The sequence below is a fragment of the Micromonospora terminaliae genome, from assembly GCF_009671205.1.
Taxonomy (GTDB): domain Bacteria; phylum Actinomycetota; class Actinomycetes; order Mycobacteriales; family Micromonosporaceae; genus Micromonospora; species Micromonospora terminaliae.
The window spans coordinates 2,496,290-2,521,089 of the sequence record NZ_CP045309.1 but is presented as its reverse complement, the minus strand read 5'-3'; the positions used below and the strand labels follow the sequence as shown (position 1 = coordinate 2,521,089).

Sequence of the window (24,800 nt, the reverse complement as noted above, 5' to 3'; positions counted from 1 at the left end):
GCGTGTCAGCGGGCGCCGGCGCCGCGGCGGGCGGCCACCACGCTCCAGCCGACGGCGGTGGCGAGGGTCAGCACCACCACGGCGAGGGTGAGCCAGACGGGCAGCTTCCCCACGGGGGTCTCGGCGAGGATCAGCTTCACCCCGGCGAAGGCGAGCAGCACCGCCAGGCCGTAGCGCAGGTAGCCGAAGTGCCGCAGGAGGCCGGCCAGGCAGAAGTACAGGCTGCGCAGGCCGAGCACCGCGAAGGCGTTGGCCGTCCAGACCAGGAAGGTGTTGGTGGTGATGGCCAGGATCGCCGCGACCGAGTCGATCGCGAAGACGACGTCGGTGGCCTCGATCGCCACCAGCGCGACCAGCAGCACGGTGCCCCTGCGGCGGCCGTCCACCCGGACGGTGAAGCGCCCGTCGTGGTAGCGGGACTCGGTGGGCACCAGCCGGCGGAACAGCCGGACGGCGATGTTGCGGTCGGGGTCGACGTCCGGCTTGCCGCGCACGGCGAGGCGCCAGCCGGTCCAGATCAGGAACGCGCCGAGCACGAGACCGGCCCAGGCGAGCCGGTCCAGCAGTTCGGCGCCGGCGACGATGAACAGCAGCCGGAAGCCGAGCGCGCCGAGCACCCCCCAGAAGAGCACCTTGTGCTGGTACACGGCGGGCACCCGGAAGTAGTCGAACAGCAGCGCGAAGACGAACACGTTGTCGATCGACAGCGCCTTCTCCAGCAGGTAGCCGGAGTAGTAGGCCGCGGCCGGCCCGCTGCCGCGCCACAGCCAGACCAGCAGCCCGAAGCCGACCCCGGCGGTGATCCACACCGCGCTCCACCGCAGCGCCTCGCGCAGCTCGATGACGTGGTGGTCGCGGTGGGAGAACACGTCGACGGCGAGCATGGCGGCGATGACCGCGCCGACCGCCACCCAGGCCCAGACCGGCGCCGCGAAGGTGGTCTGGTCCATCCGGCGTCCTCCGCATCCGCCTCGGGGCGGGGCCGGGTGCCCGTGCCGGCCGGCCGGGGGCGGCGGCGGGCTGCGTCGCCCCCGAGCCTAGGCGAGCCGCCGGCCGGGGTACGGCGGTCCGGCGAAGTCCGCCGGCGGCTCAGCGCAGCCGGCGGGCGCCGAACCGGGTGGGCGGGTCGGCGATGGCGTCCTGGGCGGCGACCAGTTGCAACTCCCGGGTGCCGGCGGCGAGGGTGGCCTCGAGGATGGCGTAGACGGAGTTGGTGGTCCGCGAAAGCGCCGTCTCCGGCGAGCCGGACGTGGCGAGGTGGGCCAGGTACAGCGCGGCGGTGACGTCGCCGCCGCCGTTCGGGGTGATCGGCAGCAGCGGCGTGGTGACCGCCCAGGCGCCGGCGTCGGAGACGGCGACGACCTCCAGCGACCCGGCGGGCAGGTCGCCGTGCAGCACGCTGGTGACCAGCACGTGCCGCGGGCCGGTGTCGCGGACGACGTCGACGGCGGCGAGCAGGTCGTCCAGGGTGTCGGTGCTGCGGCCGGCGAGGAACTCCAGCTCGAACTGGTTCGGGGTGACGATGTCGGCGCGGGGCACGACGGTGTCGCGCAGGTACTCGGGGATGCCCGGGCGGACGAACATGCCGCGGCCGACGTCACCCATCACCGGGTCGCAGCAGTACACGGCGTCGGGGTTGGCGGCCTTGACGCGGGCGACCGCGTCGAGGATCACTTCGCCCATCGCCGGGTCGCCCTGGTAGCCGGACAGGACCGCGTCGGCGGTGCCGAGGACGCCGCGGTCCTCGATGCCGGCGATGACCTCGGCGACGTCGGCGGGCGGCAGCAGCGGACCGCGCCAGGCGCCGTAGCCGGTGTGGTTGGAGAAGTGCACGGTCAGCACGGGCCAGACCTCGTGCCGGAGCCGTTGCAGCGGGAACACGGCGGCGGAGTTGCCGACGTGACCGTAGGCGACCGACGACTGGATGGACAGGATCTTCACGGGCTCATCGTCGCATCCGCGGCGGCGGCGCCGGTCAGGTGTCGGTGCGCAGGCGGGCGTGCACGTGCATGTCGTGCCAGCCGTCGGTGTGCCGGGCGGCGCCCCGGTTGGTGCCCTCGAGGTGGAAGCCGGCGCGCTGCGCCACCTGGCAGGAGGCGCCGTTGGCCGTGGAATGGCGCAGCCCGAGGCGATGCAGGCCGAGCCGGTCGAAGGCGAACGCGGTGAGGGCGGTCAGGGCGCGGGCGGCCACCCGCTGGCCGCGGGCGGCGGGCAGCACCCAGTACGACACCGCGGCCTCACCCTCGTAGAGGTCGACGGCGCGCAGACCGACCTGACCGAGTACACCGGCGTGGTCGGTGACGGCCCAACTGGCGTCCGTCTCCTGGTGCCACCGTCGCGGCCAGGCGTCGATCCAGTCGCGGGCCTCGTCGCCGCTCATGGTGCGGCAGTGCCAGCGGCGGATGGCCGGGTCGGCGTACGCGGCGAGGACGGCTTGCCCGTCGTCGGGGTGCCACGGGCGCAGGAGCAGGTCGCCGGCGTCGAGGTCGGGTTGGGGGCGGCCGGCGAGGGTGCCCGGGGGCAGGGCCGGGGTGGTGAGCAGCGGCATGGGTTCGATGATCCGCCACGACCGCCGGTGACGGTCGGGCGACGGCGGGTGCGGGGCCGGGAGCTGGCGTGACCGTTCGGCTCAGGGTTTCGACCGCCCGGCGCGCGGCGGGTTTCGCCGTACGGCCCGGCAGGGGCATGAACGGGTGAGTTTCTCGCCATTCTTCCGGAGAGGAAGCAATCATGCTTTCCGCACTCGATCGTCGGCACACCGTCGCGCCGCCGGGCTACAGCCGCTGGCTCATACCGCCCGCGGCGTTGGCCATCCACCTCTGCATCGGGCAGGTCTACGCCACGAGCGTGTACAAGAACTCGCTGATCGCGCACTTCGACACCGGGCAGACGGCGATCGGGGTGATCTTCAGCATCGCGATCGTCATGCTGGGGTTGTCGGCCGCGGTGGCGGGCACGTGGGTGGAGGCGAACGGGCCGCGCAAGGCCATGTTCGTCTCGGCGTGCTTCTGGGCGGCCGGGTTCCTGGTCGGCGCGCTGGGCATCGCGACGAAGCAGTTGTGGCTGCTGTATCTGGGGTACGGGGTGCTGGGCGGGATCGGGCTGGGGATCGGGTACATCTCCCCCGTCTCCACGTTGATCAAGTGGTTCCCGGACCGGCCGGGCCTGGCCACCGGGTTGGCGATCATGGGGTTCGGCGGCGGGGCCATGGTGGCCTCTCCCCTGTCCCGGCAGCTGCTGTCGTTCTACGACCCGGGGTACGACCCGGCGAACGCCGGTTCGACGGCGTCGGGCAGCGCCCTGGTGTGGCTGTTCCTGACCCTGGGGATCGGCTACTTCGTGATCATGATGGTCGGGGTGTTCAACGTGCGGGTGCCGGCGGCGGACTGGCGCCCGGCCGGGTTCGACCCGGCGAAGGTGGCGGCGAAACCTCTGGTGACCACGGCGAACGTGTCGGCGGCGAACGCCGTGAAGACCCGGTCGTTCTGGCTGCTGTGGGTGGTGCTGTTCTGCAACGTGACGGCCGGGATCGGCATCCTGGAGCAGGCCAGCCCCATGATCCAGGACTTCTTCCGGGACAACGGCACGTCGGCGGTGTCGGTGGCGGCGGCCGGCGGGTTCGTGGGCCTGCTGTCGCTGTTCAACATGGCCGGCCGATTCGTGTGGTCCTCGACGTCGGACCTGATCGGCCGCAAGCCGATCTACCTGATGTATCTGGGCGTGGGCATGGTCCTGTACGTGCTGCTGGCGGTGTTCGGGCAGGCGGCGACGGCGCTGTTCGTGCTGCTCGCGTGCGTGATCCTCTCGTTCTACGGCGGCGGGTTCGCGACCGTGCCGGCCTACCTGCGGGACCTGTTCGGCACGTTCGAGGTGGGCGCCATCCACGGCCGGTTGCTGACGGCGTGGTCGGCGGCCGGGGTGGCCGGTCCGCTGATCGTGAACGCGTTCCTGGACGCGCAGGGCAAGCCGGGCACGTTGACGGCGGCGGCGTACCGGCCGGCGCTGTTCACGATGGTCGGGGTGCTGGCGGTCGGCTTCGTGGCGAACCTGCTGATCCGGCCCGTGCCGGAGCGGTTCCACGAGCCGGCGTCGGGCCGGGACGGTGTCGAGGGTGCACAGCCGGTGGCGGCGGAGAGGAGCGGGTCGTGAACGGGCAGGCCGGTGGCGGGCAGCGGGTCCGCCTGGTGGTGTCGTGGGTGGTGGTGTCGGCGCTGCTGGGATACGGGGTGGTGCAGACGGTGATCACGGCGGCGAAGCTGTTCACCCACTGACGGAGGCAGGCGGCGGCCCGGGGACGACGGTCCCCGGGCCGCCGTGGTGTCAGAGGCCGCCGGCGATGCGCAGGACGGCGCCGGTGGTGTAGGAGGCGTCGGGGCCGAGGAGGAACGCCACGGCGCCGGCGACCTCGTCGGGTTCGCCGGCGCGGCCCAGCGGGATGCGGCCCGCCGCGGTGTCGGGACGGTCGGGCGCGCCGGAGAGGGCGTGGATGTCGGTGCGGATGATGCCGGGGGCGACGGCGTTGACCCGGATGCCCTGCGGCGCGAGTTCCTTGGCCAGCCCGACGGTGAGGGTGTCGGTGGCGGCCTTGACCGCGGCGTAGTGGATGTACTCGCCGGGGCTGCCGAGGGTCGCGGCGGCGGAGGAGACGTTGACGATGGCGCCGCCCCGGGCCATCCGGCGGGCGGCCTGCTGGGCGCAGAGGACGTACCCGACGAGGTTGACGTCGACGACCTGGCGCAGGTCCTCGACGCGCAGGTCGGCGAAGGGCCCGATCGGGCTGGTGATGCCGGCGTTGTTGACCAGGCCGGTGAGCGGGCCCAGCGTCGCGGCCGCCTCGAAGAGGCGGTGGACCTGCTCGGGGTCGGCGGTGTCGGCGGCGACGGCGACGGCGCGGCGGCCGGCGGCGCGCACGTCGGCGAGGACTGCGTCGGCGGCCGCGTGGTCGCTGCGGTAGCCGATGACCACGTCGTGGCCGGCGGCGGCGAGACGGCGGGCGACGGCCGCGCCGATACCGCGCCCCCCACCCGTGACGATGGTGACGGAGGTCAATGTTCTCTCCCCTGCCCTGGCGGTGCCGGTGACGTTACCGTGATCGGCGCGGCTGCCGGTGGAGAGGACGGTCACACATGACGCGGGCGTTGGTGCTGGGTGGCGGCGGGGTGACCGGCGTGGCGTGGGAGTTGGGGCTGCTGGCCGGGCTGGCCGCGCGCGGCCTGGACGTCACCGGGGCGGAGCTGGTGGTGGGCACCTCGGCCGGCTCGGTGGTCGGCGCGCAGGTGTGCTCCGGCACGCCGGTCGAGGAGCTGTACGCGGCGCAGCTGCGCCCCGCGCGGGGCGAGGTGGCGGCCCGGCTCGGCGTCGGGGTGCTGGCCCGCTGGGCGTGGGCGGGCGCCCGGGGACGGGACGAGGTGCGGGCGCGCGCCCGGGTCGGCGCGATGGCCCTGGCCGCGCGTACCCCGTCGGAGGAGTCGCGGCGGGCGGTCATCGCGGCGCGGCTGCCGGTGCGGCAGTGGCCGGCGCGGCGGCTGCTGGTGACCGCCGTGGACGCGGCCTCGGGCGAGTTCCTGGTCTTCGACGCCACGTCGGAGGTGGCGCTCGTGGACGCGGTGGGTGCCAGCTGCGCGGTGCCCGGGGTGTGGCCGCCGGTGACCATCGGCGGCCGGCGGTACGTCGACGGTGGGGTGCGCTCCGCGGTGAACGCGGACCTGGCGGCCGGCGCGCGGGCGGTGGTGGTGCTGGCGCCGACGCGGGCCGGGTTCGGGCCGATGCCGCGGCTGGCCGCCCAGGTGGCGCAGCTGCGCTCGGCGGGCGCGGAGGTGGTTGTGGTGTCGCCGGACCGGGCCGCGCGGGCGGCGATCGGGCGCAACGTGCTGGACCCGGCGCGGCGGGCCGCGTCGGCGCGGGCCGGGTTCGCGCAGGCCGCCGCGGTGGCCGAGGAGGTGTCGGCCGTCTGGACCGCCGGGGGTTGATCTTCCGGCTGTCGGTGCCGGCTGGTATCAAGGCAGGCATCAGACACGGGTACGGAAGAGGGCTGTGATGGCGGGCCAGGGTTTGTCCACTGACGAGGTACAGGGCATCCGGGAGGCGCTGGCGGCCGGCCGCAAGCCCAAGGTGGTGTTCACGGCGGCGGCCGGGCAGATATCGGGCCAGCTCGGGCAGGTGGTGGAGCTGACCGACCCGGAGGTGTCCGAGGAGTTCGTGGTGGTGCGGTTCGGCCGCGACGAGCTGCCCTTCTCCCCCACGGACGTGGCGATCGCGCCGAAGGGGGCCGGGCGGCGGCCGGCGGAGCCGAAGCCGGAGCCCCCGGTCGCGGCGGCGCCCGCGGAGCCGGAGTTCGTGTTGGACGCGCCGCCGGTGCCGGCGCCGCGGCGGGAGGAGCCGAGGGTGGAGCAGCAGGCGGAGCCGAAGCCGGCGCGGCGGGCCGTGAAGGCGGTCAAGCCGAAGAGCCCGGCCGGCTTGACGGTGACCCTGGCCTACGCCGAGGGCGAGTGGACGGTGGCGGCGCAGCAGGGCACGAAGGCCCTCGCGAAGCCGTACGTGGTGAAGCCGGCCGAGGCGCTGCGGATGGTGGCGCTGGTCGACGTGCCCGGCGTGCAGGAGGCGGTGGAGCAGATCCTGGCCGCCGAGCGGGCCGAGGCGGAGCAGCAGGCGGAGAAGCTGCGCGCCGAGCTGGCCGAGATCGAGGCCCGGCTGGCGGAGCTGCGCGAGGCCCGCTGACCGCGGCGGGGGCGGGTCAGCCGGTGGTGGTCACCACGTCGGTGGTGGGCTCCGGGGACGGGCCGTCCCCGGAGCCGGTCGGGTCGTCTCCGGGCGGTGCGGTTCCGGGGCCGGTCGGGTCGTCCCCGGGCGGCGCCGGCCGGCGGCGTGCGGCGAGCCGGTCGGTGACCACCGCGGCGACCGCCTCGATCGCGGCGGCGGCCAGGAGGATCAGTCCGATGCGCAGGAACACCGCCTCCTGGATGCCGAAGCGGCCGTACTCCCCGGCGGAGTAGAGCATGCCGGCGACCGCGCCGGCCGCGCTGGCGGCGACGGTGAGCAGGCCGGTGAGGGCCGGCCAGCGGGCCCGGCGGAACGCCCCGGCCGCCAGCCCGACGGTGAGGCACACGAGCAGGACGACGCCGGTGCGGGGCAGGATGTCGGACGGCCGGGGGAACAGGATCCGCTCCGGGAACGCGGGCACCCCGGGTACGGCGGCGCCGTAGCGGCCCGCGGTGCCGCCGAGGGTGGTGGGCAGGTCGGCCACGACGCTGTCGGCGTACTGGCCGGGTTCGGCGAGGACGTAGCGGTAGCTGACGGTGCCCTTCTCCCGCTGCGTCCACTCGACGAGGGGCGGGCAGGCGCGGTAGGCGTCGATGAACGCCGCCATCGCCCACGGTCGCGCCTGGGCGATCTGCTCGGCCCGCTCGCAGCGGGGCATCCCGAACTCACGCTGGTAGACGCCGCGTACGGCGGGATCGGCGAGGATCTGGAAGCGCAGCCGGTAGACGAACGTGGCCTCGGACAGGCTCAGGCCGCTGCCCCAGGACCGGTAGCTCTGGTCGATGGTGGGCACGGTGACGCTCTGCCAGGTCAGGCCCGCCAGGAGGGCCGCCACGGCGCCCGCCGCGGCGGCACGGCGGTGGCGCCGCAGCGCGGACGCGGCGAGCGCGAGGGTCAGCAGCAGCACGTAGGGCAGCACGTCGGGCCGGGTGAACGTCCACCAGAAGGCGGTCACGGTCAGCGCGACCAGAGCGGTGCGGGAGCGGGTCCGCGTCCAGATGATCAGGAGTGCGAGCGCGGCGACGCCGAGGCTGATGGTCAGGGCCTCGGAGAGGATGGCCTCGTCCCAGGAGTAGACCGACCGGGCCAGCGCCAGGACGATCAGGGCGGTGGCGGCGAGGAGCCGGGCCGCCAGGGACCGCAGCCACAGCCAGCAGGCGCAGACGAGCAGGGCCCAGGCCAGGGTGCCGATCCCCCACTGCAGCACGACGCGGGTGTGGTCGGTGCCGGCCAGCGCGTACAGCAGCGGCACCCCCCAGGGCCGCGGGGCGTGGCCGGTGAAGGACAGGGCGTCGATGGAGGCCGGCGGGCGGCCGGCGTAGGAGGCCGAGTCGGCCGAGATGAAGACGGTGACCCGGGTGAGGATCAACAGCCGTGCGGCGAGGTAGACGACCAGCAGCGCGGCGAGCGGCAGGTGGCGCCGGGACGGGATCGCCCGGGACAGGGGTGCCCGGGACGGGACGGCCGGGTCTTCGGTGGCTGCTGCGGGCACGCGGGAACCTTGCGGGTCGGGTGAGGAGGGCGGTGAGAACCTAACCGCCACCGGCACGCGCCGGCTGTCCCGTCCAAGGCGCGGCGGGCAATCCCGCCGGTTGTTTCGGCCCTTCGGATGATCCCCCGTGGCCGGACGGGCCACCGATGGTGTACGGGTGGTTCGGCGCGGGACGCCCCGCGCGGGGCCGGTGCGACCCACCGGCCCCGCGCCCGCAGGCTCGTCAGTGTTGCGGGATGTTCTGCACCCCGATCCGCTTGCGGAACACCCAGTAGGTCCAGCCCTGGTAGGCCAGCACGATCGGGGTGAACACCACGGCCACCCAGGTCATGATCTTCAAGGTGTAGGGGGTGGACGCGGCGTTGGTCGCCGTGAGCGTGCCGGCGGCGTCCAGGGTGGACGGCAGCACGTTCGGGAACAGCGCGGCGAACAGGGTCGCCACGGCCAGGGCGATGGCCACGGCGGTGCCGGTGAACGCCCAGCCCTCCCGGCGTACCCGGGCGGCGGCGAGACCGCCGAGCAGGGCGAGGGCGGCGCCGACGGCGAGCACGACGGCGGCCGCGCTGGAGCGGATGGTCAGCGTCCAGGCCAGGAAGGCCACCGCCACCACGGCGGTGCCGACGCCGACCTTGACGGCCAGCGCGCCGGCCCGCTCGCGGATGTCGCCGGTGGTCTTCAGGGCGAGGAACACCGCGCCGTGGGTGAGGAACAGGCCCAGGGTGGTCACCCCGCCGAGCAGGGCGTACGGGTGCAGCAGGTCGAACAGGCCGCCGGCGTACTCGTGGTCGGCGGTCAGCGGCACGCCGCGCAGGATGTTGGCGAAGGCGACGCCCCACAGGATCGCCGGCAGCAGCGAGCCGACGAAGATGGCGGCGTCCCAGCGGCGCTTCCAGGACGCCTCGGGGCGCTTGTGGCGGTACTCGAAGGCCACCCCGCGGGCGATGAGGGCGAGCAGGATGAGCAGCAGCGGCAGGTAGAAGCCGGAGAAGAGGGTGGCGTACCACTCGGGGAAAGCGGCGAACATGGCGCCGCCGGCGGTGATCAGCCAGACCTCGTTGCCGTCCCAGACCGGGCCGATGGTGTTGATCAGGACGCGGCGTTCCCGGTCGTCGCGGCCGAGCACGGGCAGCAGCATGCCGACGCCGAAGTCGAAGCCTTCGAGGACGAAGTAGCCGGTGAAGAGCACGGCGACGAGGAGAAACCAGACGGTCGTCAGTTCCACGGTGGGCTCCGGGGTCAGTAGGCGAACGCCAGCGGGCGCTCGGCGTCGTCGGTGTCGTCGTCTGCGGCGGGCTGCGGGGTGACGTCGGGCACGCCGGCCTTCGCGTACCGGACCAGCAGCTTGAACTCGATCACCGCGAGGGTGGCGTAGATCAGGGTGAAGGCGGTGAACGAGGTGAGCACCTCGGTCAGCGAGACGCTGCGGGACACGCCGTTGCGGGTGAGCATCTCGCCGAAGACGATCCACGGCTGGCGGCCCATCTCGGTGAAGATCCAGCCGAAGGAGTTGGCCAGCAGCGGCAGGACCGGCATGACGAGGCCGGCGCGCAGCAGCCAGCGGCTGGTCGGGGTGCGGCCCTTGCGCTGGGTCCAGAGCACGAGCAGGGCGATCGCGGCGGCGGCCATCCCGAGCGCGATCATGAACCGGAAGCTCCAGTAGGTGACCGGGATGATCGGGGTGTAGCTGCCGGCGCCGTACTGGCTGGCGTACTGGGCCTGCAGGTCGTTGATGCCGTGCACGGTGCCGTTCGGGTCGCCGGTGCCGAGGTACGACAGCAGGTGCGGGATCTTGATGGCGAAGATCTCCCGGCTGCCGTCGAGGCTGCCGACGGTGAGCACGGAGAACGAGGCGGGGCTCTCGGTGGTGTAGAGGCCCTCGGCGGCGGCCATCTTCATGGGCTGCACCTGGGTCATGATCTTGCCCTGGATGTCTCCGGTGAACAGCACCAGCGCGGCGGAGACCAGCACCACCCAGGAGCCGAACTTCGTGGCGAAGCGGTAGGCGTCGGTGTCGCCGTCACCGGGGCGGCGGATGACGTGCCACAGCCCGACGGCCACGATCAGGGATCCGGCGACCAGGAACGCGCCGGCCAGGGTGTGCGGGAAGGTGATGAGGGCGACCTTGTTGGTGAGCACGGCGACGAAGTCGGTCAGCTCGGCGCGGCCGGTGTCGGGGTTGACCCGGTAGCCGACCGGGTTCTGCATGAACGAGTTCGCGGCCAGGATGAAGTAGGCGGACAGGTTCGTGCCGACGGCCGCGGCCCAGATGGCGGCCAGGTGCAGCCGCTTGGGCAGCCGGTCCCAGCCGAAGATCCACAGGCCGATGAAGGTGGATTCCAGGAAGAACGCGACCAGCGCCTCGATGGCCAGGGGGGCGCCGAAGATGTCGCCGACGAAGCGCGAGTAGTCCGACCAGTTCATGCCGAACTGGAACTCCTGGACGATGCCCGTGACCACGCCCATGGCGAAGTTGATGAGGAAGAGCTTGCCGTAGAACTTGGTGAGCTTGAGGTATCGCTCCTTGCCGGTGCGGTGCCACAGCGTCTGGAGGATGGCCACCAGCACGGACAGGCCGATGGTCAAGGGCACGAAGAGAAAGTGGTAGACGGTGGTGACACCGAACTGCCAGCGGGCGACGTCCAACGCGTCCACCTGAAACCCCCAGCTGTGCATACTACGAGACGTAGTAAATACTACTCGGCGTCGTAGACGAATCGGCAGGGCCACTGGGCCCGAACCGGCCCGGGACCAATGACCCTGATCACCTCCCATCCGGTCAGGATTCGAGAAGCGCGGGTCCGCGGTCGCTCCGTAGCGTCACTGGCGTGCACCTGATCGGCAGGCACGGAGAAGGAGACAACGCATGAAATCCCACGTCAGCTCGATCCTGCTCGGCGTCCGGGACATGGAGCGGTCCAAGCGGTTCTACACGGAAGGTCTCGGCTGGAAGGTCGCGCAGGACTACGGCGTCTCGGTGTTCTTCGCACCCGACGGCGGCTCGCCCGTCGGCTTCTACGGCCGCGACGGCCTGGCCGAGCAGGTCGGCACGAGCCCGGACGGCAGCGGCTTCAGCGGCCTGGTCCTCACCTACGTGGTCCGCAGCGAGGCGCGGATCGACGAGGTCATGGCGGAGGCCGAGAAGGCCGGCGCCACGATCCTCAAGCCCGCGGGCCCCCTGCCCTGGGGCGGGTACGGGGGCTCCTTCGCGGACCCGGACGGCTACATCTGGAGCCTCGGCTACAGCGCCCAGGGCGAGAACCAGCCGTACGCGGAGTGACGGCTCGCCGGTCGGTGCCCACCGCGGTGGGCACCGACCGGGATCGGTTCCCCCGCTCACCCCGGCGCGTGGCACCATCCAGCACTGATGGACACCCCGATCACCCACTGGCGGGCGCCCCTGCTCTGGCGCGCCGCCCAGCTGGCCGCCCGCGGCCTCGTCGGCCTGGTCGGCCGCCTCGAGGTCAGCGGCGACGTACCCGACGAGCTGCGCCACGGGCCGCTGGTGCTGGCCGCGAACCACATCAGCCCCTTCGACCCCGTGGTGCTCACGGCGGCCTGCCAGGTCCGCGGCGTCCACCCGCGGATCATGGCCACCGGCGGGCTGTTCCGCGCCCCGGTGATCGGCGCGCTGATGCGCCGCGCCGGGCACATCCGCGTCGACCGGGGCACCAGCCGGGTGCACCACTCGCTGGAGATCGCCGCCGGCGCGGTGGCCGGCGGTTCGGTGGTGCTGGTTTACCCCGAGGGGCGCATCGGCCTGGACCCCGGAATGTGGCCCGAGCGGGGCAAGACCGGCGCCGCCCGGCTCGCCTTCGCCGCCGGGGCCGCCGTCGTACCGGTCGCCCAGTGGGGCTGCCACGAGGTGGTGCCCTACCAGGCGCCCAGGGGCATGCTGCGCGGCCTGGCCCGGGCGGTGTTGCGCCGGCCCGTCATCCGGGTGCGCTTCGGCGCCCCGGTGCTGCTGCGCGACCTGCACCCCGGCACCCCCGGCGCGGCCCGGCAGGCCACCGACCGGATCATCGACGCGATCACCGACGAACTCGTGCCGCTGCGCCCCGACGAGCCGGACCGGCCCCGGCACGTCGACCCCGGCCGGCCCACCGAGACCACCCGGGCACACCGCCGCCGGCCGGTGCGCTGACCGGAGAGGCTTCCCCGATGCGCTGGCCAGCCAGGGGGTTTCCGGGGAGATGGTCCGGGTCGTCGACCACTCCGTCCGCTTCGGGGTCTCGACCGACGAAGGTCACGGGGACGGGTGGCTGGACGCCGAGCTGTCCGAGACCGACGCCGAGGGCCGCCTGCGCACGTACGGCAAGGTGGCCGGCGTCGCCGTGGTCGGCAACGAGGACGGCGCGCACCACACCATCGGCCAGGTGCAGCAGGCGCTCAACGAGGTCGGCTTCACCTGCCCTGCCGCCGCAGCCACCTACTGGGTCGGTGAGGCGCTGCACAAGACCGACTACATCGACGCCCGCCCCAAACCGGACACCACCGGCCGTACCACCTCGGCATTGGCGCTCAACAGCGCGCACCTGGCGCGGCTGCTGGCCGAGCAGCCGTACCCGCCGCCGCAGACCCGCGACGCCGGGGTCGGCCCGAGCCGGCAGCCGGGCTGACGCGCCCACGTCGGGCGTTCCGCTGCGCCAACCCGCCACCCGGTGCGACCCTGCGAGCGGAAGGCGGTAGCCGACGGCGGGGGCGGGGATGAGCGCACCAACGGTCCTGATCACCGGCACGTCCACCGGCATCGGCCTGGAGACCGCGGTGGGCGCGGCCCGCGCCGGCTGGCGCACCGTCGCCACGCTGCGCGACCCCGCCCGCGCCGACCGGCTGCGCGCCGCCGCCGACGCCGCCGGGGTCGGCGACCTGCTGGAGGTACGCCGGCTCGACGTCGTCGACCAGGCCGCGGCCGCTGCCTGCGTGGCTGACGTGGTGGCCCGCCACGGCCGGCTCGACGCGGTGGTCAACAACGCCGGCGCCGGCCACGTCGGCACCCTCGAACGCGAGACGATCGGCGACATCCGCGCCGTCCTGGAGGTCAACTTCTTCGGCGTCCTGCACGTCACCCGGGCCGCCCTGCCGCACCTGCGCGCCACCCGGGGCCGGCTGATCACCGTGACCAGCGTGGGCGGGGTGGTCGGGCAGCCGTTCAACGAGGCGTACTGCGCGGCGAAGTTCGCCGTCGAGGGGTTCATGGAGAGCCTCGCCCCGGTCGCCGCCACCCTCGGGATCAGCGTCACCGTGATCGAGCCGGGCGCGGTGGCCAGCGAGTTCGTCGCCAACGTGGGCCTCGACGCCGAGGCCGCGGTGGCCGCCGCCGGCGTGTACGGGCCGGCGCTGCGCGCGTACCTGGATCGCGCCGCCGCCGCGTTCGCCGCCGCCCAGTCACCGGCGGACGCCGCCGCGGCGGTGGTCGCGACGCTGATCGACCCGGAGCCCCCGCCCCGGGTGCAGACCTCCCCCGCCGCCCGGCAGTTCGTCGGCGTCAAGCTGGCCGACCCCGACGGGCTCGGGGTGACCGCGTTGACCGCCGGCTGGGTGCGCTGAGGATCAGCCGCCGCCCAGCCGGGCGTCCAGCGCGGCCAGGTCCGGGACGAACCAGACGTGGTCGTGACGGTTGGACTCGGCCACCAGGGCGCGCAGCGCGCCGCTGGCCGCCAGATGCGCGGAGATGTCGCCGACGACGACCAGCCGCAGCCGGTAGTTGACGAACTTCTGCATGACCTCACCGGCGAAGCGGGTGCCCAGGGCGAAGAAGCTCGGGTCGAGCCGCTCGGCGGGCACGGCGACCACCTCGGCGCCGCCGAAGGACGCGCCGCCGATCAGGTCGAGGGCCGCCTCGGTGGTGGCCACCGGCGGGCCGGCCGGGTCGCAGACCAGCACCGGCACCCCGGTCCGCTCCTCAAGCACGTCAGGCATCGCCGGCCTCCTTCGCGGTGCGCAGGTCGTTGTCGCCGGCCAGCACGGCGTCGACCAGGTGCAGCAGGTCGGCGGTGGCGGCGGCGTCACCCAGGATCACGATCTTCATGCGGTGGCGTTCCTCGTCGTGGACGGTCTGCACGCGCAGCGGGCGGGCGGGGTCGTGGTGGGTGTTGACACCGGCCAGCACCAGCGTGGCCAGGCGGTCGGCGGCGGCCCGGTTGACGCCGTCGACCTGCACGATGCTGGACACCTCCAGCGCCGGCGGGCCGGCGGCCGGGGCGGGCCGGCCGGTCAGCGCGTCCAGGTCGGCGCGGGCCACGCGGTACTGCTTGCCGATCCGCACGGCGCGCAGCCGGCCCGTGCGGATGTAGCCGCGCACGGTGCGCACGTGCAGCCCGAGCAGGTCCGCCACCTGCTCCACCGAGTACATGTCATTACCCATCGCTCCCTATGTTAGCGCGATTGGGGAAGGATGGGGAAGTTCGTTGCGGCGACGCCGGGCGGTCACCGGGACGCCACCCGCGCCCGGCATACTTCCGGCGTGCAGCCCCGTCACGGCTACCTCGACGCCCCCGCGCCCCTCGCTTTCGCCCACCGCGGCGGCGCGGCCGAGGGCGACGAGAACACCGCCGCCGCGTTCGCCCGCGCCATCGCCCTGGGCTACCGGTACGTGGAGACCGACGTGCACGCCACCGCCGACGGCGTGCCGGTGATCTTCCACGACGCCAGCCTGCGCCGGGTCACCGGTGAGCCCGGCCGCATCGCGGACCTGCGCTGGGCCGACCTGGCCTCGGTACGCGTCGGCGGCGCCGCCGTGGTGCCCCGCCTCGACGAGGTGCTCGGCGCGTGGCCGGAGGTCCGGTTCAACGTCGACGTCAAGGCCGACGGCGGTGTCGTCCCGACCGTCGACACCGTGGCCCGCACCGGGTCCGGCGACCGGGTGCTGCTCGCCTCGTTCAGCGACGCCCGGCTGGCCCGGCTGCGCGCCCTGGCCGGGCCGAAGGTCGCCACCAGCCTCGGCATGCGCGGGGTGGCCCGGCTGCGGATGGCCTCCCTCCACGGGCGGTCGCTGCGGCTGCCCCCGTCCGTGGTCGCGGCCCAGGTCCCCGTCCGGTACGGGCGCCTGCCCGTGGTCGACCGGCGCTTCCTCGACTACTGCCACCGGATCGGCCTGCAGGTGCACGTCTGGACGATCGACGAACCCGCCGAGATGCACGACTTACTTGATCTTGGTGTGGATGGCATCATGACCGATCACGTCGGCGTGCTGCGCGACGTCTACCGCAGCCGCGGCCACTGGGCCGCCTGAACCTCGAGGACCCCGATGGCCGATACGGTCGCCCCCGCCGTCGCCGAACCCGCCCACCCGGGCAGCACCCGCCGCGAACGCACCGGCTGGTACTTCTACGACTGGGCGAACTCCGCCTTCCAGACCACGGTTATCACGGTCTTCCTCGGCCCGTTCCTCACCACCGTCACCGAGCTGGCCGCCGGCTGCGAGCTGGGCGCCGACAGCTGCGACGGGGTCGTGCACCCCCTGGGCATCCGGGTCGCCGCGGGCTCCTTCTACCCGTACCTGATCTCGCTGTCGGTGTTCCTCACCGTGTTCGTGCTTCCCGTGGTCGGCGCGATCGCCGACCGGTCCGCGCACAAGAAGCGGCTGCTCGCCCTCGCCGCGTTCACCGGCGCCGGCGCGACCATCGGGTTCGCCTTCGTCACCGGCGACCGCTACCTGCTCGGCGGGGCGCTGTTCCTGGTCGCCAACATCTCCTTCGGCGCCGCCGTGGTGGTCTACAACTCGTTCCTGCCGCAGCTCGGCGGCCCCGACGACCGGGACGCCATCTCCAGCCGCGGCTGGGCCATCGGCTACCTCGGCGGCGGGCTGCTGCTCGCGCTGAACCTGGTGGCGGTCACGCTGCTCAGCGAGGAGGGCAACCCGCAGCGCACCCTGGACCTGGCCCGCTGGTCGATCGTCTCGGCCGGCGTCTGGTGGGCGGCGTTCACCCTGCTGCCGCTGCGCTGGCTGCGGGAGCACCCCGCCGCCGCTGCGGCGGCCCGGGTCGGCCGCGGCAACGTGCTCACCGACGGGTTCCGGCAGCTCGGCCACACCCTGCGCAACATCAAGGCCTATCCGCTGACGCTGTTCTTCCTGCTCGCCTTCCTGGTCTACAACGACGGCATCCAGACCGTCATCACCCTGGCCAGCCAGTACGGCACCGAGGAACTGAAGCTGGAGCAGAGCACCCTGATCGTGACGATCCTGCTGGTGCAGTTCCTGGCCTTCGGCGGCGCGCTCGCCCTCGGCGCCCTCGCACGGCGCATCGGCGCCTGGAAGACGGTGCTGCTGTCCCTGGTGCTCTGGACCGGGGTGATCATCGCGGCGTTCCGGCTGCCCGCCGAGGCGCCGCTGCCGTTCATGGTGCTCGGCGGGTGCATCGGTCTCGTGCTCGGCGGCAGCCAGGCGCTGAGCCGGTCGCTGTTCAGCCAGCTCATCCCCGCCGGGAAGGAGGGCGAGTACTACGGCTTCTACGAGATCAGCGACAAGGGCACCAGCTGGCTCGGACCGCTCGCCTTCGGCCTGGTGTTCCAGCTGACCTCGTCGTACCGGGTGGGCCTCGTCTCCCTGCTGATCTTCTTCGTGGTCGGGTTCGCGCTGCTGGCCGCCGTGCCGATCCGCCGGGCCATCATCGCCGCCGGGAACACCCCGCCCCGGGTGCTGTGAGGCCTGCCGGACGTCCGCGCGGGCAAGATCCTTCCGCGTCGATGGGCTAGGCTGCCCCGACGTGACCGACGACGCCGCTGCCGCCCCGATCTGCCTGGCCCTCCCACTCCCGGGCCCCGGCGACGACCGTGCCGGCGGCTGCGCCGCCGCGCGCGCCGTCGACGGCCGGCCGCTGCACGCCGCCGCGCTGAAGTTCTTCTGGGGCCCGATGGACTGCGGCAAGTCCACGATGGCCCTGCAGATGAACTACAACCACGCCCGGCAGGGCCGCCGCGGCCTGGTCACCACGCGCATCGACCGCTCCCTCGGCCCGCAGGTCACCACCCGCATCGGGCTCGCGCACTCGGCCGTCGAGGTGACCGACGAGCTGGACCTGCGCGACCTGGTGCGCGACGCCTGGGCCGAGGGGGTCCGCGTCGACTACCTGATCTGCGACGAGGCGTCCTTCTACAACCTGGACCACATCGAGCAGATGGCCGACCTGGTGGACAACTTCGACGTCGACGTGTACGCCTTCGGCCTGGCCACCGACTTCCGCTCCTGCCTGTTCCCCGCCGCGCAGCGGCTGTTCGAACTCGCCGACGAGGTGGCCCGCATCCAGGTCGAGGTGCTGTGCTGGTGCGGCCGCGAGGGGCAGCTCAACGCCCGGGTCGTCGAGGGGCGGGTCGTGCGCGAGGGCGAGCAGGTCGTCATCGGCGACACCGTGGACACCGCCGACGTGCGCTACCAGGTGCTGTGCCGGCGCCACTACCGCTCCGGCGACCTCGGCCCACGCGCCTGACGCCGGTCCCCCAGGGGGTCAGAACGGGTCGCCGCACACCCGCCACTTCCCGTCCTCCTGCACGATCGGCAGTTCCCGTTCCTCGCTGCCGCCGCCGTCGCGGGTCAGGCGCACCGTCACCGTGCCGCGCGGCCGGCCACCGCGGGTCTGCACCGCCACGTCGACGATCTCGTAGCCGCTGACCTGCGGCGGGGTGCGCACCCAGCTGCCGAAGCCGACCTGGCTCCACTTCCCGCGCGCCTCGCGGCACAGCTTGTCGTACGCCTGGTCGGTCTCCCCGGCGGCGACCTCGCGGAAGAACGCGTCGGCGGTGTCCCGGACCGGGCCGTTGGCCTGGAGCACCACCTGCACGTTCCAGACCCCGAGCCCGGCCACCCCGACCAGGCACGTGCCCAGCCCGAGGACGGCGACCAGCACACCGGCGCGTACCGGCCGGCGGCGGCGCCGGGCCGGCCGGCTCCCCGCCCGCTCCCTGCCCATCACCACCGACGGTAGAGACTGGCGGGCCGTACCGCAGGCACTTGTGCCGCTGTGATCCGCCGGCTGATCCTGACAGAAGGTGGCAGGTACCGTCGGCAGACTGGCCGGCATGACAGTGAACGCCGACCTCGCCATGGTCAACCTCGACAGCTCCGACCCGGCCGCCCACGCCGCGTTCTACTCCCGCGCCCTCGGCTGGGAGGTCACACACAGCCAGGCCGAATACGCGATGATCAGCAAGGACGGCACGTCGATCGGCTTCGGCCTGGTGCCCGGGTACGCGCCCCCGGCCTGGCCGGACGAGACCGCCGGCAAGCGCTACCACCTCGACCTCTACGTCGACGACGTGACCCTGGCCGAGAAGGATCTCGTGGCCGCTGGTGCCACCCGGCCCGAGTTCCAGCCGGGCGGGGAACGGTGGACCGTGCTGCTCGACCCGATCGGCCAGCCGTTCTGCCTCTGCCCCCGGCCGCAGGGCTGACGACCCTCGCCGGCCCGCCCGGGCTGCCCGGCGGGCCGGCGGGTTCCGTCAGCGGAAGTCGGCGGCGTGCCGCGCCGCCCAGTCGGCGAAGCTGCGCGGCGCCCGGCCGAGCAGCCGCGCGACGTCCGGGCTGACCCGCTGCTCGGCCGGCGACGGCGTGCCCAGGATGCTCAGGGTCGCCGCCACCACCGGCTCCGGCATGAACGCCAGCATCTGCTCCCGCGCCTGCTGCGGGGTCTGCTCGACGAACCGGACCGGCTCGCCGAGCGCCGCCGCCAGCGCCGCCGTACGCTCCCGCGGCGACACCGCCGCCGGCCCCGTCAGCTCGTAGGTGCCGCCGGCGTGGCGCCCGTCGCGCAGCGCCAGCGCCGCCACCTCGGCGATGTCGGCCGGGCCGACGCTGGGCAGCGCCACGTCGCCGAAGGGCGCGTGCACCACCCGCCCGGAGCGCACCCCGGGCGCCCAGGCGAGGGCGTTGGAGTGGAAGCCACCCGGCCGCAGCACCGTCCACTCCAGCCCGGACGCACGGACCGCCTCCTCCTGCCCCGGTGGATGGCGCTTCGTCGCCACGCCCTGCGAGGACAGCAGGACCACCCGGCGGACGCCCCCCTGCCGCGCGACGTCGAGGATGGCGCCCGCGTCCGCGCCACCGGCCAACTGCTCGCCGGTGAACAGCAGGAACAGCGCCTCGCCGCCGTCGACCGCCGCCTTCAGCCCGGTCGGGTCGGCCAGGTCGGCGCGGACCGCCCGGACGCCGGACGGCAGCTCCGCCGCCGAGACGCGCCGGGACACCGCCGTCACCTCCTCGCCCACCTCGGCCAGCGCCCGTACGAGCGGACGTCCCACGTTTCCCGTCGCCCCGGTAACCACGATCATGATGTGCCCCTCTCGAATGTGCGATGTGGAGCACGCTAATCGCCTGCGTATAGTAGGTACCTAGAGGAAAGTAACGGCGTCGGGAGGATTTGTGACCAGCACCACCTGGCGCTCCGGGCTGGACGGTGACCCGGAGCAGGCCTGCCCGATCGCCCCGGTGGTCGACCTCGTGTTCAGCCGCTGGACCACGCCGATCCTCTGGGCCCTGCACGAGTACGGCCGGCAGCGCTTCGTCGAGCTGGAACGGCGGCTCGTCATCATCACCCCGAAGGTGCTCACCCAGCGGCTGCGGCAGCTCGAACGCGACGGCCTCGTGCGGCGCACCTACCACGCCGAGGTCCCGCCCCGGGTGGAATACGAGATCACCGAGCTGGGGCGCAGCCTGGCCCCGATCTTCGCCCACCTGGCACAGTGGTCGGCCGGCAACCTCGACCGGGTCGAGCAGGCCCGGCAGGACTACGACGCCCGCCAGCGGCCGTCGCGCGGGCGCTGAACGGTCAGCGCAGGGGCCCCCGGGCGACCGCGGCCCGCATCTCGGCCGGGTCGCCGGCCGGGACGTACTCCAGCCACCACGTCGCGCCGGCCGCGGCCAGCTCCCCCAGGTAGGCCCGCTCGGCCCGCTCATCGAGCCGCCGCCGCCGGCCACCGATCGCCACGTCGAACGGCTGCCCGTCGGCGCGCACCGCCGGCAGCGCGGCGACCAGCTCGCACACCTCGTCGGGAGTGACGTCGGACCAGCCGGCCGTGTCGGTAAGCTTGTAGGGCACGATGCCGTCCGCCCGGGCCGCCCGCCGCAGCACGGATCTGGCCTGCAGGCTGCCACCGACCCACACCGGCACCCGCGGCGACTGCACCGGCGCGGGCCGCAGCGCCACGGCATCGGCCCGGTAGTGCGTGCCCCGATGCGTGACCCGCTCGCCGCCGAGCAGCCCGACCAGCAGGTCGAGGCCCTCGTCGAGCATCGCGGCGCGGGTCTTCACGTCGGTCGGCTCCCCGAACGCGGCGAGCCCCCGGTCGGCCGGGTCACCGACACCCACCGCGACCCCGGCCCGGCCGCCGGAGAGGTGGTCGAGGGTGAGCACCTCGCGGGCCAGCTTGGCCGGGCGGCGCCGGGGCAGCGCGGTCACCGTGGTGCCCAGGCGGACCCGGTCGGTGCGGCCGGCCACCGCCGCCAGCACCAGCCAGGGATCCCAGGTCGGCGGGTCGTCGCCGGAGTGGTGGATGAGGTAGTCCTCCAGGAACACCCCGTCCCAGCCGGCTCGCTCGGCCAGCGAACCGAGCGCGACGAGATCGGCCACCGTCACCGAGGCGCCGCCGCAGGAGATCTCCAGACCGTGCCGCATCCCGGCACCCTACGGGCGGGGTACGACGGTCAGGCCGGTGACATCACCTCGAACAGGTTGCCGGCGTCGTCGCGGAAGAACAGTCCCCGGGCGCACAGGGGGTGGTCGGTCCGGCCGTTGTCCGGCGCCCCCGGCTCGCTGCCGTACGGCACGCCGGCGGTCCGCAGCCGCGCCAGGATCGCGTCGAAGGTGGCCGGGTCGACGTCGAAGGCCAGGTGATGCCCCTCCGGCGCGGGCACGCTCATGAAGTCCAGGGTGAGCTGGTCGTTGATCCGCACCGGGGCGAAGTGGCCGTGCCGGCCCGCGGGCGCCAGCACCGGCAGGCCCATCACCTCGGCGAAGAACCGGGCGGCGGCATGGTGGTCGCGGGCCGGGACGATGGTGTGGTTGAGGGTGACGGTCATGCGCTCTCCTCGGGGGTGGGCGGCGCGAGCGCGCCGTGCAGGAACAGGTCGACCAGCTCGGCCGGGGTCGGCCGGTCGTCCGCGAGCGGTGGTCGGCCGGGCAGCAGGACGGCGAGGAACAGGGCGGCCAGCCGGTCGGCCGGCAGCCGCAGCCGGTCCGCTTCCGGGGCGAACAACGCGGCGACCGCGGTCCGGGTGGCGTCCGCGGACTCACGCCGCCCGGTGCCGTCGGGCGGCGGGTGGTCCCCGCTCGTGGTTCGCCGGCCCCGGCCGGGGCGGCCGGCGGTGTGGGCGACGGCGAGCACCGCGCCCAGCCGGTCCAGGTGGGCCAGCAGCGCCCCGGCGGCCTCGGTGAGCCGGTCGGCCAGCGGCTGGTCCAGCGGGATCGCGGCCAGCTCGGCGAGCACGGTGTCGGGGCGCAACGCCTCGGCGACGGCGGCGTCGAGCAGGGAATCCTTGTCGGGGAAGGCGCGGAAGACGGTCGCCTCGCCGATGCCGGCGGCGCGCGCCACCTGGGCGGTGGTGACCGCCGCCCCGCGCGTGGTGAGCAGGGGCAGCGCAGCCTGCACGATCATCGCCCGGCGCTCGTCGGGGCTCATGCCGGGCGCGCGACGGCGGGGTCGCTGCGAATCGGTCATGCCGACCAGGATGCGGAGTGAGTACTCACTCCGTCAAGGGACTATCCGCGCCGACGGGCGCGCGCCGCCCAGATCGCGTACGCCGGGTCCCGGTCCAGGTTGTGGCGGTCCCGGTCGTAGCGGCGGGTGGTCCGCGGGTCGGCGTGCCCCATGGCGTCCTGCACGTCCTCCAGCGGCACCCCCTCGGCGCGGGCCGTGGTGGCGAACGCGTGCCGCAGCGAATGGGGGGACAGCTTCGCCCAGGCGGGGATCCCGGCGGCCTGCGCGAGCCGGCGCACCAGCCGGAACACCGCGTGCCGGTCCAGCCGCCCGCCGGTCGCGGTGACCAGCAGCGGACCGCTGAGCTCCGCCACGCTCACCCCCTCGGCGGCGGCGCGCGCCGCCAGGTAGGCGTCGATCGCGTACGCGGTGCCGGGGGTGAGCGCCCGGCGACGCGCCTTGCCGCCCTTGCCGACGAACCGCACGCTGCGGTGCCCGCGCTCGGCGCCGAGGTCGGCGAGGTCCAGCGAGACCAGTTCGCCGACCCGCAGCCCCAGGTCGGCCAGCAGGGCGATGGCGGCCCGGTTGCGGGTGGCGGTCGCGCCGGTGTCCGCGTCGGCGGCGGCGAGCAGCGCGTCCACCTCGTCCGGGGTGAGCCCGACCGTGGCGGAGTGGTCCCGGTCCACCCGGGGACGGTCCGCGGCGGCGACCGGGTTGGCCTCCACGGCGCGCAGCTTGACCAGGAAGTCGTACCAGCTCGACAGGGCGGACAGGCGGCGGGCCACGGTGGCCGGGGTCAGCGGCCGCCCGCCACGCCCCGACGGCGTGGCCTCCAGTTCCCGCCCGTAGGCGTTGACGTCGAGGAAGCTCGCCCGCAGCGGGTCCAGCTCCCGGCCGGCGCACCAGCTGAGCCAGCCCGTGACGTCCCGCCGGTACGCGTCGCGGGTGTGCTCGGACAGCCGCCGGTTGCGCAGCCACGCCTCGGTGAAGTCGGTCGGCCCGCCGCCCAGGGCGGCCGGGGTCGACCCGCGGGGCAGCACCTCGGGACGCAGCATGTGAGAAAGGCTCTCAGCCGACCGGGTGATTCGCGACGAGGCGCGCCCGACGATCTCACGCCGTCTCCTCCACAGCCGGACCGCGGCCGGCGGGGCGGTGGTCGGGGGCCGCTGCGCCCGGCCGCGTCGTCGCGGATCGCTCGTGCCGGCCGACGCAGGCGACCCGGCCGGGCCGTCGGTGGATCTCCGGCCCGGGATACCGTCACGACGTGCGTGCCAGCCGCCTGGTCTCCCTGCTGCTGCTCCTGCAGACACGCGGCCGGATGACCGCCCAGGAGCTCGCCGACGCCCTGGAGGTGTCGGTCCGGACCGTCTACCGGGACGTCGAGTCGCTCGGCGCCGCCGGCGTTCCCGTGTACGCCGACCGCGGCCCGGCCGGTGGCTACCAGCTGCTGGAGGGCTACCGGACCCGGCTGACCGGGCTGACCGCGCCGGAGGCCGAGGCGCTGTTCCTGGCCGGGATGCCCGGCCCCGCCGCCGACCTGGGGCTCGGGCCGGTGGTGGCGGCCGCCGAGCTGAAGGTGCTCGCCGCGCTCCCCGGCGAGCTGGCCGACCGGGGCGGCCGGGCCCGGCAGCGGTTCCACCTGGACGCCCCCGGCTGGTTCCGGCACCCCGAACCCACCCCGCACCTGACCGCGCTCGCCCGGGCCGTGTGGGAGGACCGGCTCGTGGAGATGCGCTACCGGCGCTGGCGCGCGCCGCGCGAGGTGACCCGGACGGTCGCCCCGCTGGGTGTGGTGCTCAAGGCGGGCCGGTGGTATCTGGTGGCCCGCTGCGACGACCAGGTACGCACCTACCGGGTCGGCGCCGTCCTCGACGTGGCGGTTTCCGACGAGCGCCACGAGCGGCCCGCCGACTTCGACCTGGCCGACTACTGGCGGGAGTGGACCGAGCGCTACGAGCGGGACGTCTACCGCGACCACGCCCGGATCCGGCTGACCGTGGCGGCGCTGGAGTTCATGCCGTACGTCTTCCCGCCGGAGATGAGCCGGGGCGCCCGGGCGGCGGCGGGCGAGCCCGGCCCGGACGGCTGGCTGGAGACCACCGTGCCCATCGAGTCGGTGAGACACGCCCACACCGAGCTGCTCAAACTCGGCGCGGAAGTGGAAGTGCTGGAGCCGGCCGAGCTGCGCGAGCGCCTCGCCGCCACGGCGCACGCGATGGCGCGGCTCTACCCGGGCGCCCCGGATGCGCCGGCGGGGGCGGCCGGTCCCCCGGCCACCCCCGCTCGGCCCTGTCCCCTGACGCCGCGGGCTGACCCGGCGGCGCCGGTCCGGCGCTGACCCTCCCAGACGGCGCCCGGTCAGGCGCTGATTTCGCCCGGCGGCGCCTGGGCATTCGCTGACTTCGCCGGCGGAGCCTGGTCGGTCGCTGATTGCGCCTGCGCCTGGTCAGGCGCTGATCTCGTTTGGCGGCGCCTGGTCAGGCGCTGATCTCGCGGCGGCCGTTGCTCGCTGCGGTGACCGCGATCCGGCGGGGCTTGGCCCGCTCCGAGATCGGGATGCGCAGGGTCAGCACGCCGTTCTCGTAGCCGGCCTCCAGCTTGTCGGTGTCGAGGGTGTCACCCAGGAAGAGCTGCCGGGTGAAGGTGCCCATCGGCCGCTCGGCCGCCACCAGCTCGACGTTGTCGCCGTCCGGCCGCCGGCGCTCGGCGCGGACGGTCAGCACGTTGCGCTCCACCGTGCAGTCGATGCTGTCCGGGTCGACGCCGGGCAGGTCGAAGGCGGCGTGGAAGAAATCGCCGTCGCGGTAGGCGTCGAGGTGCATGACCGCCGGACGGGCCGTGGTGCCGAAGAACTGCTCGGCGAGCCGGTCGATCTCACGGAACGGGTCGGTACGCATCAACATGGCCGTGCCTCCTCGGTTCT

The 24,800-nt window shown here is 74.1% G+C and carries 30 protein-coding genes; 14 read left to right on the top strand and 16 right to left on the bottom strand.

From position 1 onward, the window contains the following. Positions 1-5: 5 nt before the first annotated feature. The 3 genes from GCE86_RS11195 to GCE86_RS11185 form a co-directional block, all read right to left on the bottom strand. Positions 6-950 carry a TerC family protein gene (locus GCE86_RS11195; RefSeq protein ID WP_154226888.1) on the bottom strand — a complete coding sequence of 315 codons (945 nt, stop codon included), beginning with the start codon at positions 948-950 and terminating at the stop codon, positions 6-8. A gap of 139 nt (positions 951-1,089) precedes the next feature. Then, positions 1,090-1,941 (bottom strand): pyridoxal kinase PdxY, encoded by an 852-nt coding sequence (pdxY, locus tag GCE86_RS11190; RefSeq protein ID WP_154226887.1) that lies wholly within the window; start codon positions 1,939-1,941, stop codon positions 1,090-1,092. A 34-nt stretch (positions 1,942-1,975) separates the two neighbouring features. Beyond that, the gene (locus tag GCE86_RS11185) at positions 1,976-2,548 is read right to left on the bottom strand and encodes a GNAT family N-acetyltransferase (protein WP_154226886.1); all 573 of its coding nucleotides are present in this window, start codon (positions 2,546-2,548) and stop codon (positions 1,976-1,978) included. A 182-nt stretch (positions 2,549-2,730) separates the two neighbouring features. Here GCE86_RS11185 and GCE86_RS11180 point away from each other — a divergent pair, with 182 nt between their 5' ends. Next, positions 2,731-4,149, top strand: coding sequence for an OFA family MFS transporter (locus tag GCE86_RS11180; RefSeq protein WP_154226885.1), 1,419 nt, complete (start codon positions 2,731-2,733; stop codon positions 4,147-4,149). Next, positions 4,146-4,271, top strand: coding sequence for an MFS transporter small subunit (locus GCE86_RS32340; protein ID WP_275587133.1), 126 nt, complete (start codon positions 4,146-4,148; stop codon positions 4,269-4,271). The genes GCE86_RS11180 and GCE86_RS32340 overlap by 4 nt, the downstream gene beginning before the upstream one ends. Before the next feature lie 49 nt (positions 4,272-4,320). On the opposite strand, the gene GCE86_RS11175 is transcribed toward GCE86_RS32340, so the two are convergent. Further along, positions 4,321-5,049 carry an SDR family oxidoreductase gene (locus GCE86_RS11175; RefSeq protein ID WP_154226884.1) on the bottom strand — a complete coding sequence of 243 codons (729 nt, stop codon included), beginning with the start codon at positions 5,047-5,049 and terminating at the stop codon, positions 4,321-4,323. A gap of 77 nt (positions 5,050-5,126) precedes the next feature. Here GCE86_RS11175 and GCE86_RS11170 point away from each other — a divergent pair, with 77 nt between their 5' ends. Further along, positions 5,127-5,969, top strand: a complete 843-nt coding sequence (locus GCE86_RS11170; protein ID WP_154226883.1) for a patatin-like phospholipase family protein — start codon at positions 5,127-5,129, stop codon at positions 5,967-5,969. Between the two features lie 67 nt (positions 5,970-6,036). Next, on the top strand, positions 6,037-6,717 hold the full coding sequence (locus tag GCE86_RS11165; protein ID WP_154226882.1) for a hypothetical protein: 681 nt from the start codon (positions 6,037-6,039) through the stop codon (positions 6,715-6,717). 16 nt (positions 6,718-6,733) lie between these two features. Here the strand turns inward: GCE86_RS11165 and GCE86_RS11160 are convergent, their stop codons facing one another. The 3 genes from GCE86_RS11160 to GCE86_RS11150 form a co-directional block, all read right to left on the bottom strand. Continuing rightward, positions 6,734-8,251, bottom strand: coding sequence for a hypothetical protein (locus tag GCE86_RS11160; RefSeq protein ID WP_154226881.1), 1,518 nt, complete (start codon positions 8,249-8,251; stop codon positions 6,734-6,736). Between the two features lie 223 nt (positions 8,252-8,474). Continuing rightward, complete coding sequence (gene cydB / locus GCE86_RS11155) at positions 8,475-9,473, bottom strand: cytochrome d ubiquinol oxidase subunit II (RefSeq protein WP_154226880.1); 999 nt, start codon at positions 9,471-9,473, stop codon at positions 8,475-8,477. A gap of 14 nt (positions 9,474-9,487) precedes the next feature. Then, positions 9,488-10,903, bottom strand: coding sequence for a cytochrome ubiquinol oxidase subunit I (locus GCE86_RS11150; protein WP_208818089.1), 1,416 nt, complete (start codon positions 10,901-10,903; stop codon positions 9,488-9,490). Between the two features lie 211 nt (positions 10,904-11,114). On the opposite strand from GCE86_RS11150, the gene GCE86_RS11145 reads away from it, so the two are divergent. The 4 genes from GCE86_RS11145 (at position 11,115) to GCE86_RS11130 (ending at position 13,798) form a co-directional block, all read left to right on the top strand. After that, the gene (locus GCE86_RS11145; protein ID WP_091257985.1) at positions 11,115-11,528 is read left to right on the top strand and encodes a VOC family protein; all 414 of its coding nucleotides are present in this window, start codon (positions 11,115-11,117) and stop codon (positions 11,526-11,528) included. A gap of 87 nt (positions 11,529-11,615) precedes the next feature. Beyond that, complete coding sequence (locus tag GCE86_RS11140) at positions 11,616-12,392, top strand: lysophospholipid acyltransferase family protein (RefSeq protein WP_154226878.1); 777 nt, start codon at positions 11,616-11,618, stop codon at positions 12,390-12,392. Between the two features lie 49 nt (positions 12,393-12,441). After that, positions 12,442-12,867 (top strand): flavodoxin family protein, encoded by a 426-nt coding sequence (locus GCE86_RS11135; protein WP_239542644.1) that lies wholly within the window; start codon positions 12,442-12,444, stop codon positions 12,865-12,867. An 88-nt stretch (positions 12,868-12,955) separates the two neighbouring features. After that, positions 12,956-13,798, top strand: coding sequence for an SDR family NAD(P)-dependent oxidoreductase (locus GCE86_RS11130; RefSeq protein WP_154226877.1), 843 nt, complete (start codon positions 12,956-12,958; stop codon positions 13,796-13,798). A 3-nt stretch (positions 13,799-13,801) separates the two neighbouring features. On the opposite strand, the gene GCE86_RS11125 is transcribed toward GCE86_RS11130, so the two are convergent. Further along, a complete protein-coding gene (locus tag GCE86_RS11125; protein WP_154226876.1) occupies positions 13,802-14,170 on the bottom strand; it encodes a DUF4180 domain-containing protein in 369 nt (122 codons plus the stop codon). Further along, positions 14,163-14,615, bottom strand: a complete 453-nt coding sequence (locus GCE86_RS11120) for a helix-turn-helix domain-containing protein (protein WP_239542646.1) — start codon at positions 14,613-14,615, stop codon at positions 14,163-14,165. The genes GCE86_RS11125 and GCE86_RS11120 overlap by 8 nt, the downstream gene beginning before the upstream one ends. A gap of 99 nt (positions 14,616-14,714) precedes the next feature. Between GCE86_RS11120 and GCE86_RS11115 the strand changes: the two genes are divergently transcribed. The 3 genes from GCE86_RS11115 to GCE86_RS11105 all read left to right on the top strand — a co-directional run bounded on the left by GCE86_RS11115 (position 14,715) and on the right by GCE86_RS11105 (position 17,676). Further along, positions 14,715-15,482: a glycerophosphodiester phosphodiesterase family protein gene (locus tag GCE86_RS11115; RefSeq protein WP_244317263.1), complete on the top strand. Its 768-nt coding sequence runs from the start codon at positions 14,715-14,717 to the stop codon at positions 15,480-15,482. Positions 15,483-15,497: 15 nt separating this feature from the next. Continuing rightward, positions 15,498-16,895, top strand: a complete 1,398-nt coding sequence (locus tag GCE86_RS11110; protein WP_154226874.1) for an MFS transporter — start codon at positions 15,498-15,500, stop codon at positions 16,893-16,895. 61 nt (positions 16,896-16,956) lie between these two features. Beyond that, on the top strand, positions 16,957-17,676 hold the full coding sequence (locus GCE86_RS11105) for a thymidine kinase (protein WP_154226873.1): 720 nt from the start codon (positions 16,957-16,959) through the stop codon (positions 17,674-17,676). Between the two features lie 18 nt (positions 17,677-17,694). Here the strand turns inward: GCE86_RS11105 and GCE86_RS11100 are convergent, their stop codons facing one another. Continuing rightward, positions 17,695-18,156 carry an Rv0361 family membrane protein gene (locus tag GCE86_RS11100; protein ID WP_154226872.1) on the bottom strand — a complete coding sequence of 154 codons (462 nt, stop codon included), beginning with the start codon at positions 18,154-18,156 and terminating at the stop codon, positions 17,695-17,697. A gap of 109 nt (positions 18,157-18,265) precedes the next feature. On the opposite strand from GCE86_RS11100, the gene GCE86_RS11095 reads away from it, so the two are divergent. Next, complete coding sequence (locus GCE86_RS11095) at positions 18,266-18,637, top strand: VOC family protein (protein WP_154226871.1); 372 nt, start codon at positions 18,266-18,268, stop codon at positions 18,635-18,637. A 48-nt stretch (positions 18,638-18,685) separates the two neighbouring features. Here the strand turns inward: GCE86_RS11095 and GCE86_RS11090 are convergent, their stop codons facing one another. After that, positions 18,686-19,483, bottom strand: coding sequence for an NAD(P)H-binding protein (locus tag GCE86_RS11090; protein WP_244317262.1), 798 nt, complete (start codon positions 19,481-19,483; stop codon positions 18,686-18,688). Positions 19,484-19,604: 121 nt separating this feature from the next. Here GCE86_RS11090 and GCE86_RS11085 point away from each other — a divergent pair, with 121 nt between their 5' ends. Beyond that, positions 19,605-20,006 (top strand): winged helix-turn-helix transcriptional regulator, encoded by a 402-nt coding sequence (locus GCE86_RS11085; RefSeq protein WP_154226869.1) that lies wholly within the window; start codon positions 19,605-19,607, stop codon positions 20,004-20,006. Positions 20,007-20,010: 4 nt separating this feature from the next. Here the strand turns inward: GCE86_RS11085 and GCE86_RS11080 are convergent, their stop codons facing one another. Genes GCE86_RS11080 through GCE86_RS11065 form a run of 4 tightly spaced genes read right to left on the bottom strand, consistent with a single transcriptional unit; the run spans position 20,011 to position 22,932 of the window. Next, on the bottom strand, positions 20,011-20,856 hold the full coding sequence (locus GCE86_RS11080) for an LLM class flavin-dependent oxidoreductase (protein WP_154226868.1): 846 nt from the start codon (positions 20,854-20,856) through the stop codon (positions 20,011-20,013). Between the two features lie 29 nt (positions 20,857-20,885). Further along, the gene (locus tag GCE86_RS11075) at positions 20,886-21,260 is read right to left on the bottom strand and encodes a VOC family protein (RefSeq protein ID WP_154226867.1); all 375 of its coding nucleotides are present in this window, start codon (positions 21,258-21,260) and stop codon (positions 20,886-20,888) included. Further along, positions 21,257-21,898 (bottom strand): TetR/AcrR family transcriptional regulator, encoded by a 642-nt coding sequence (locus GCE86_RS11070; protein ID WP_204342144.1) that lies wholly within the window; start codon positions 21,896-21,898, stop codon positions 21,257-21,259. The genes GCE86_RS11075 and GCE86_RS11070 overlap by 4 nt, the downstream gene beginning before the upstream one ends. Positions 21,899-21,939: 41 nt before the next feature. Further along, positions 21,940-22,932: a tyrosine-type recombinase/integrase gene (locus GCE86_RS11065; RefSeq protein ID WP_154226866.1), complete on the bottom strand. Its 993-nt coding sequence runs from the start codon at positions 22,930-22,932 to the stop codon at positions 21,940-21,942. 209 nt (positions 22,933-23,141) lie between these two features. Here GCE86_RS11065 and GCE86_RS11060 point away from each other — a divergent pair, with 209 nt between their 5' ends. Next, positions 23,142-24,215: a helix-turn-helix transcriptional regulator gene (locus GCE86_RS11060; RefSeq protein ID WP_154226865.1), complete on the top strand. Its 1,074-nt coding sequence runs from the start codon at positions 23,142-23,144 to the stop codon at positions 24,213-24,215. A gap of 139 nt (positions 24,216-24,354) precedes the next feature. Here the strand turns inward: GCE86_RS11060 and GCE86_RS11055 are convergent, their stop codons facing one another. Continuing rightward, positions 24,355-24,780 (bottom strand): Hsp20/alpha crystallin family protein, encoded by a 426-nt coding sequence (locus GCE86_RS11055; protein ID WP_154226864.1) that lies wholly within the window; start codon positions 24,778-24,780, stop codon positions 24,355-24,357. Positions 24,781-24,800: the final 20 nt, after the last annotated feature.

Bases quoted from the DNA above. Each gene is read 5' to 3' on its own strand.
- GCE86_RS11120 (WP_239542646.1), bottom strand. From the start codon at position 14,615: ATGGGTAATGACATGTACTCGGTGGAGCAGGTGGCGGACCTGCTCGGG.
- GCE86_RS11070 (WP_204342144.1), bottom strand. From the start codon at position 21,898: ATGACCGATTCGCAGCGACCCCGCCGTCGCGCGCCCGGCATGAGCCCC.
- GCE86_RS11125 (WP_154226876.1), bottom strand. From the start codon at position 14,170: ATGCCTGACGTGCTTGAGGAGCGGACCGGGGTGCCGGTGCTGGTCTGC.
- GCE86_RS11170 (WP_154226883.1), top strand. From the start codon at position 5,127: ATGACGCGGGCGTTGGTGCTGGGTGGCGGCGGGGTGACCGGCGTGGCG.
- GCE86_RS11065 (WP_154226866.1), bottom strand. From the start codon at position 22,932: ATGCTGCGTCCCGAGGTGCTGCCCCGCGGGTCGACCCCGGCCGCCCTG.
- GCE86_RS11145 (WP_091257985.1), top strand. From the start codon at position 11,115: ATGAAATCCCACGTCAGCTCGATCCTGCTCGGCGTCCGGGACATGGAG.
- GCE86_RS11140 (WP_154226878.1), top strand. From the start codon at position 11,616: ATGGACACCCCGATCACCCACTGGCGGGCGCCCCTGCTCTGGCGCGCC.
- GCE86_RS11080 (WP_154226868.1), bottom strand. From the start codon at position 20,856: ATGCGGCACGGTCTGGAGATCTCCTGCGGCGGCGCCTCGGTGACGGTG.
- GCE86_RS11100 (WP_154226872.1), bottom strand. From the start codon at position 18,156: ATGGGCAGGGAGCGGGCGGGGAGCCGGCCGGCCCGGCGCCGCCGCCGG.
- GCE86_RS11130 (WP_154226877.1), top strand. From the start codon at position 12,956: ATGAGCGCACCAACGGTCCTGATCACCGGCACGTCCACCGGCATCGGC.
- GCE86_RS11195 (WP_154226888.1), bottom strand. From the start codon at position 950: ATGGACCAGACCACCTTCGCGGCGCCGGTCTGGGCCTGGGTGGCGGTC.
- GCE86_RS11185 (WP_154226886.1), bottom strand. From the start codon at position 2,548: ATGCCGCTGCTCACCACCCCGGCCCTGCCCCCGGGCACCCTCGCCGGC.
- GCE86_RS11135 (WP_239542644.1), top strand. From the start codon at position 12,442: ATGGTCCGGGTCGTCGACCACTCCGTCCGCTTCGGGGTCTCGACCGAC.
- GCE86_RS11075 (WP_154226867.1), bottom strand. From the start codon at position 21,260: ATGACCGTCACCCTCAACCACACCATCGTCCCGGCCCGCGACCACCAT.
- GCE86_RS11055 (WP_154226864.1), bottom strand. From the start codon at position 24,780: ATGTTGATGCGTACCGACCCGTTCCGTGAGATCGACCGGCTCGCCGAG.
- GCE86_RS11110 (WP_154226874.1), top strand. From the start codon at position 15,498: ATGGCCGATACGGTCGCCCCCGCCGTCGCCGAACCCGCCCACCCGGGC.
- GCE86_RS11165 (WP_154226882.1), top strand. From the start codon at position 6,037: ATGGCGGGCCAGGGTTTGTCCACTGACGAGGTACAGGGCATCCGGGAG.
- GCE86_RS11180 (WP_154226885.1), top strand. From the start codon at position 2,731: ATGCTTTCCGCACTCGATCGTCGGCACACCGTCGCGCCGCCGGGCTAC.
- GCE86_RS11095 (WP_154226871.1), top strand. From the start codon at position 18,266: ATGACAGTGAACGCCGACCTCGCCATGGTCAACCTCGACAGCTCCGAC.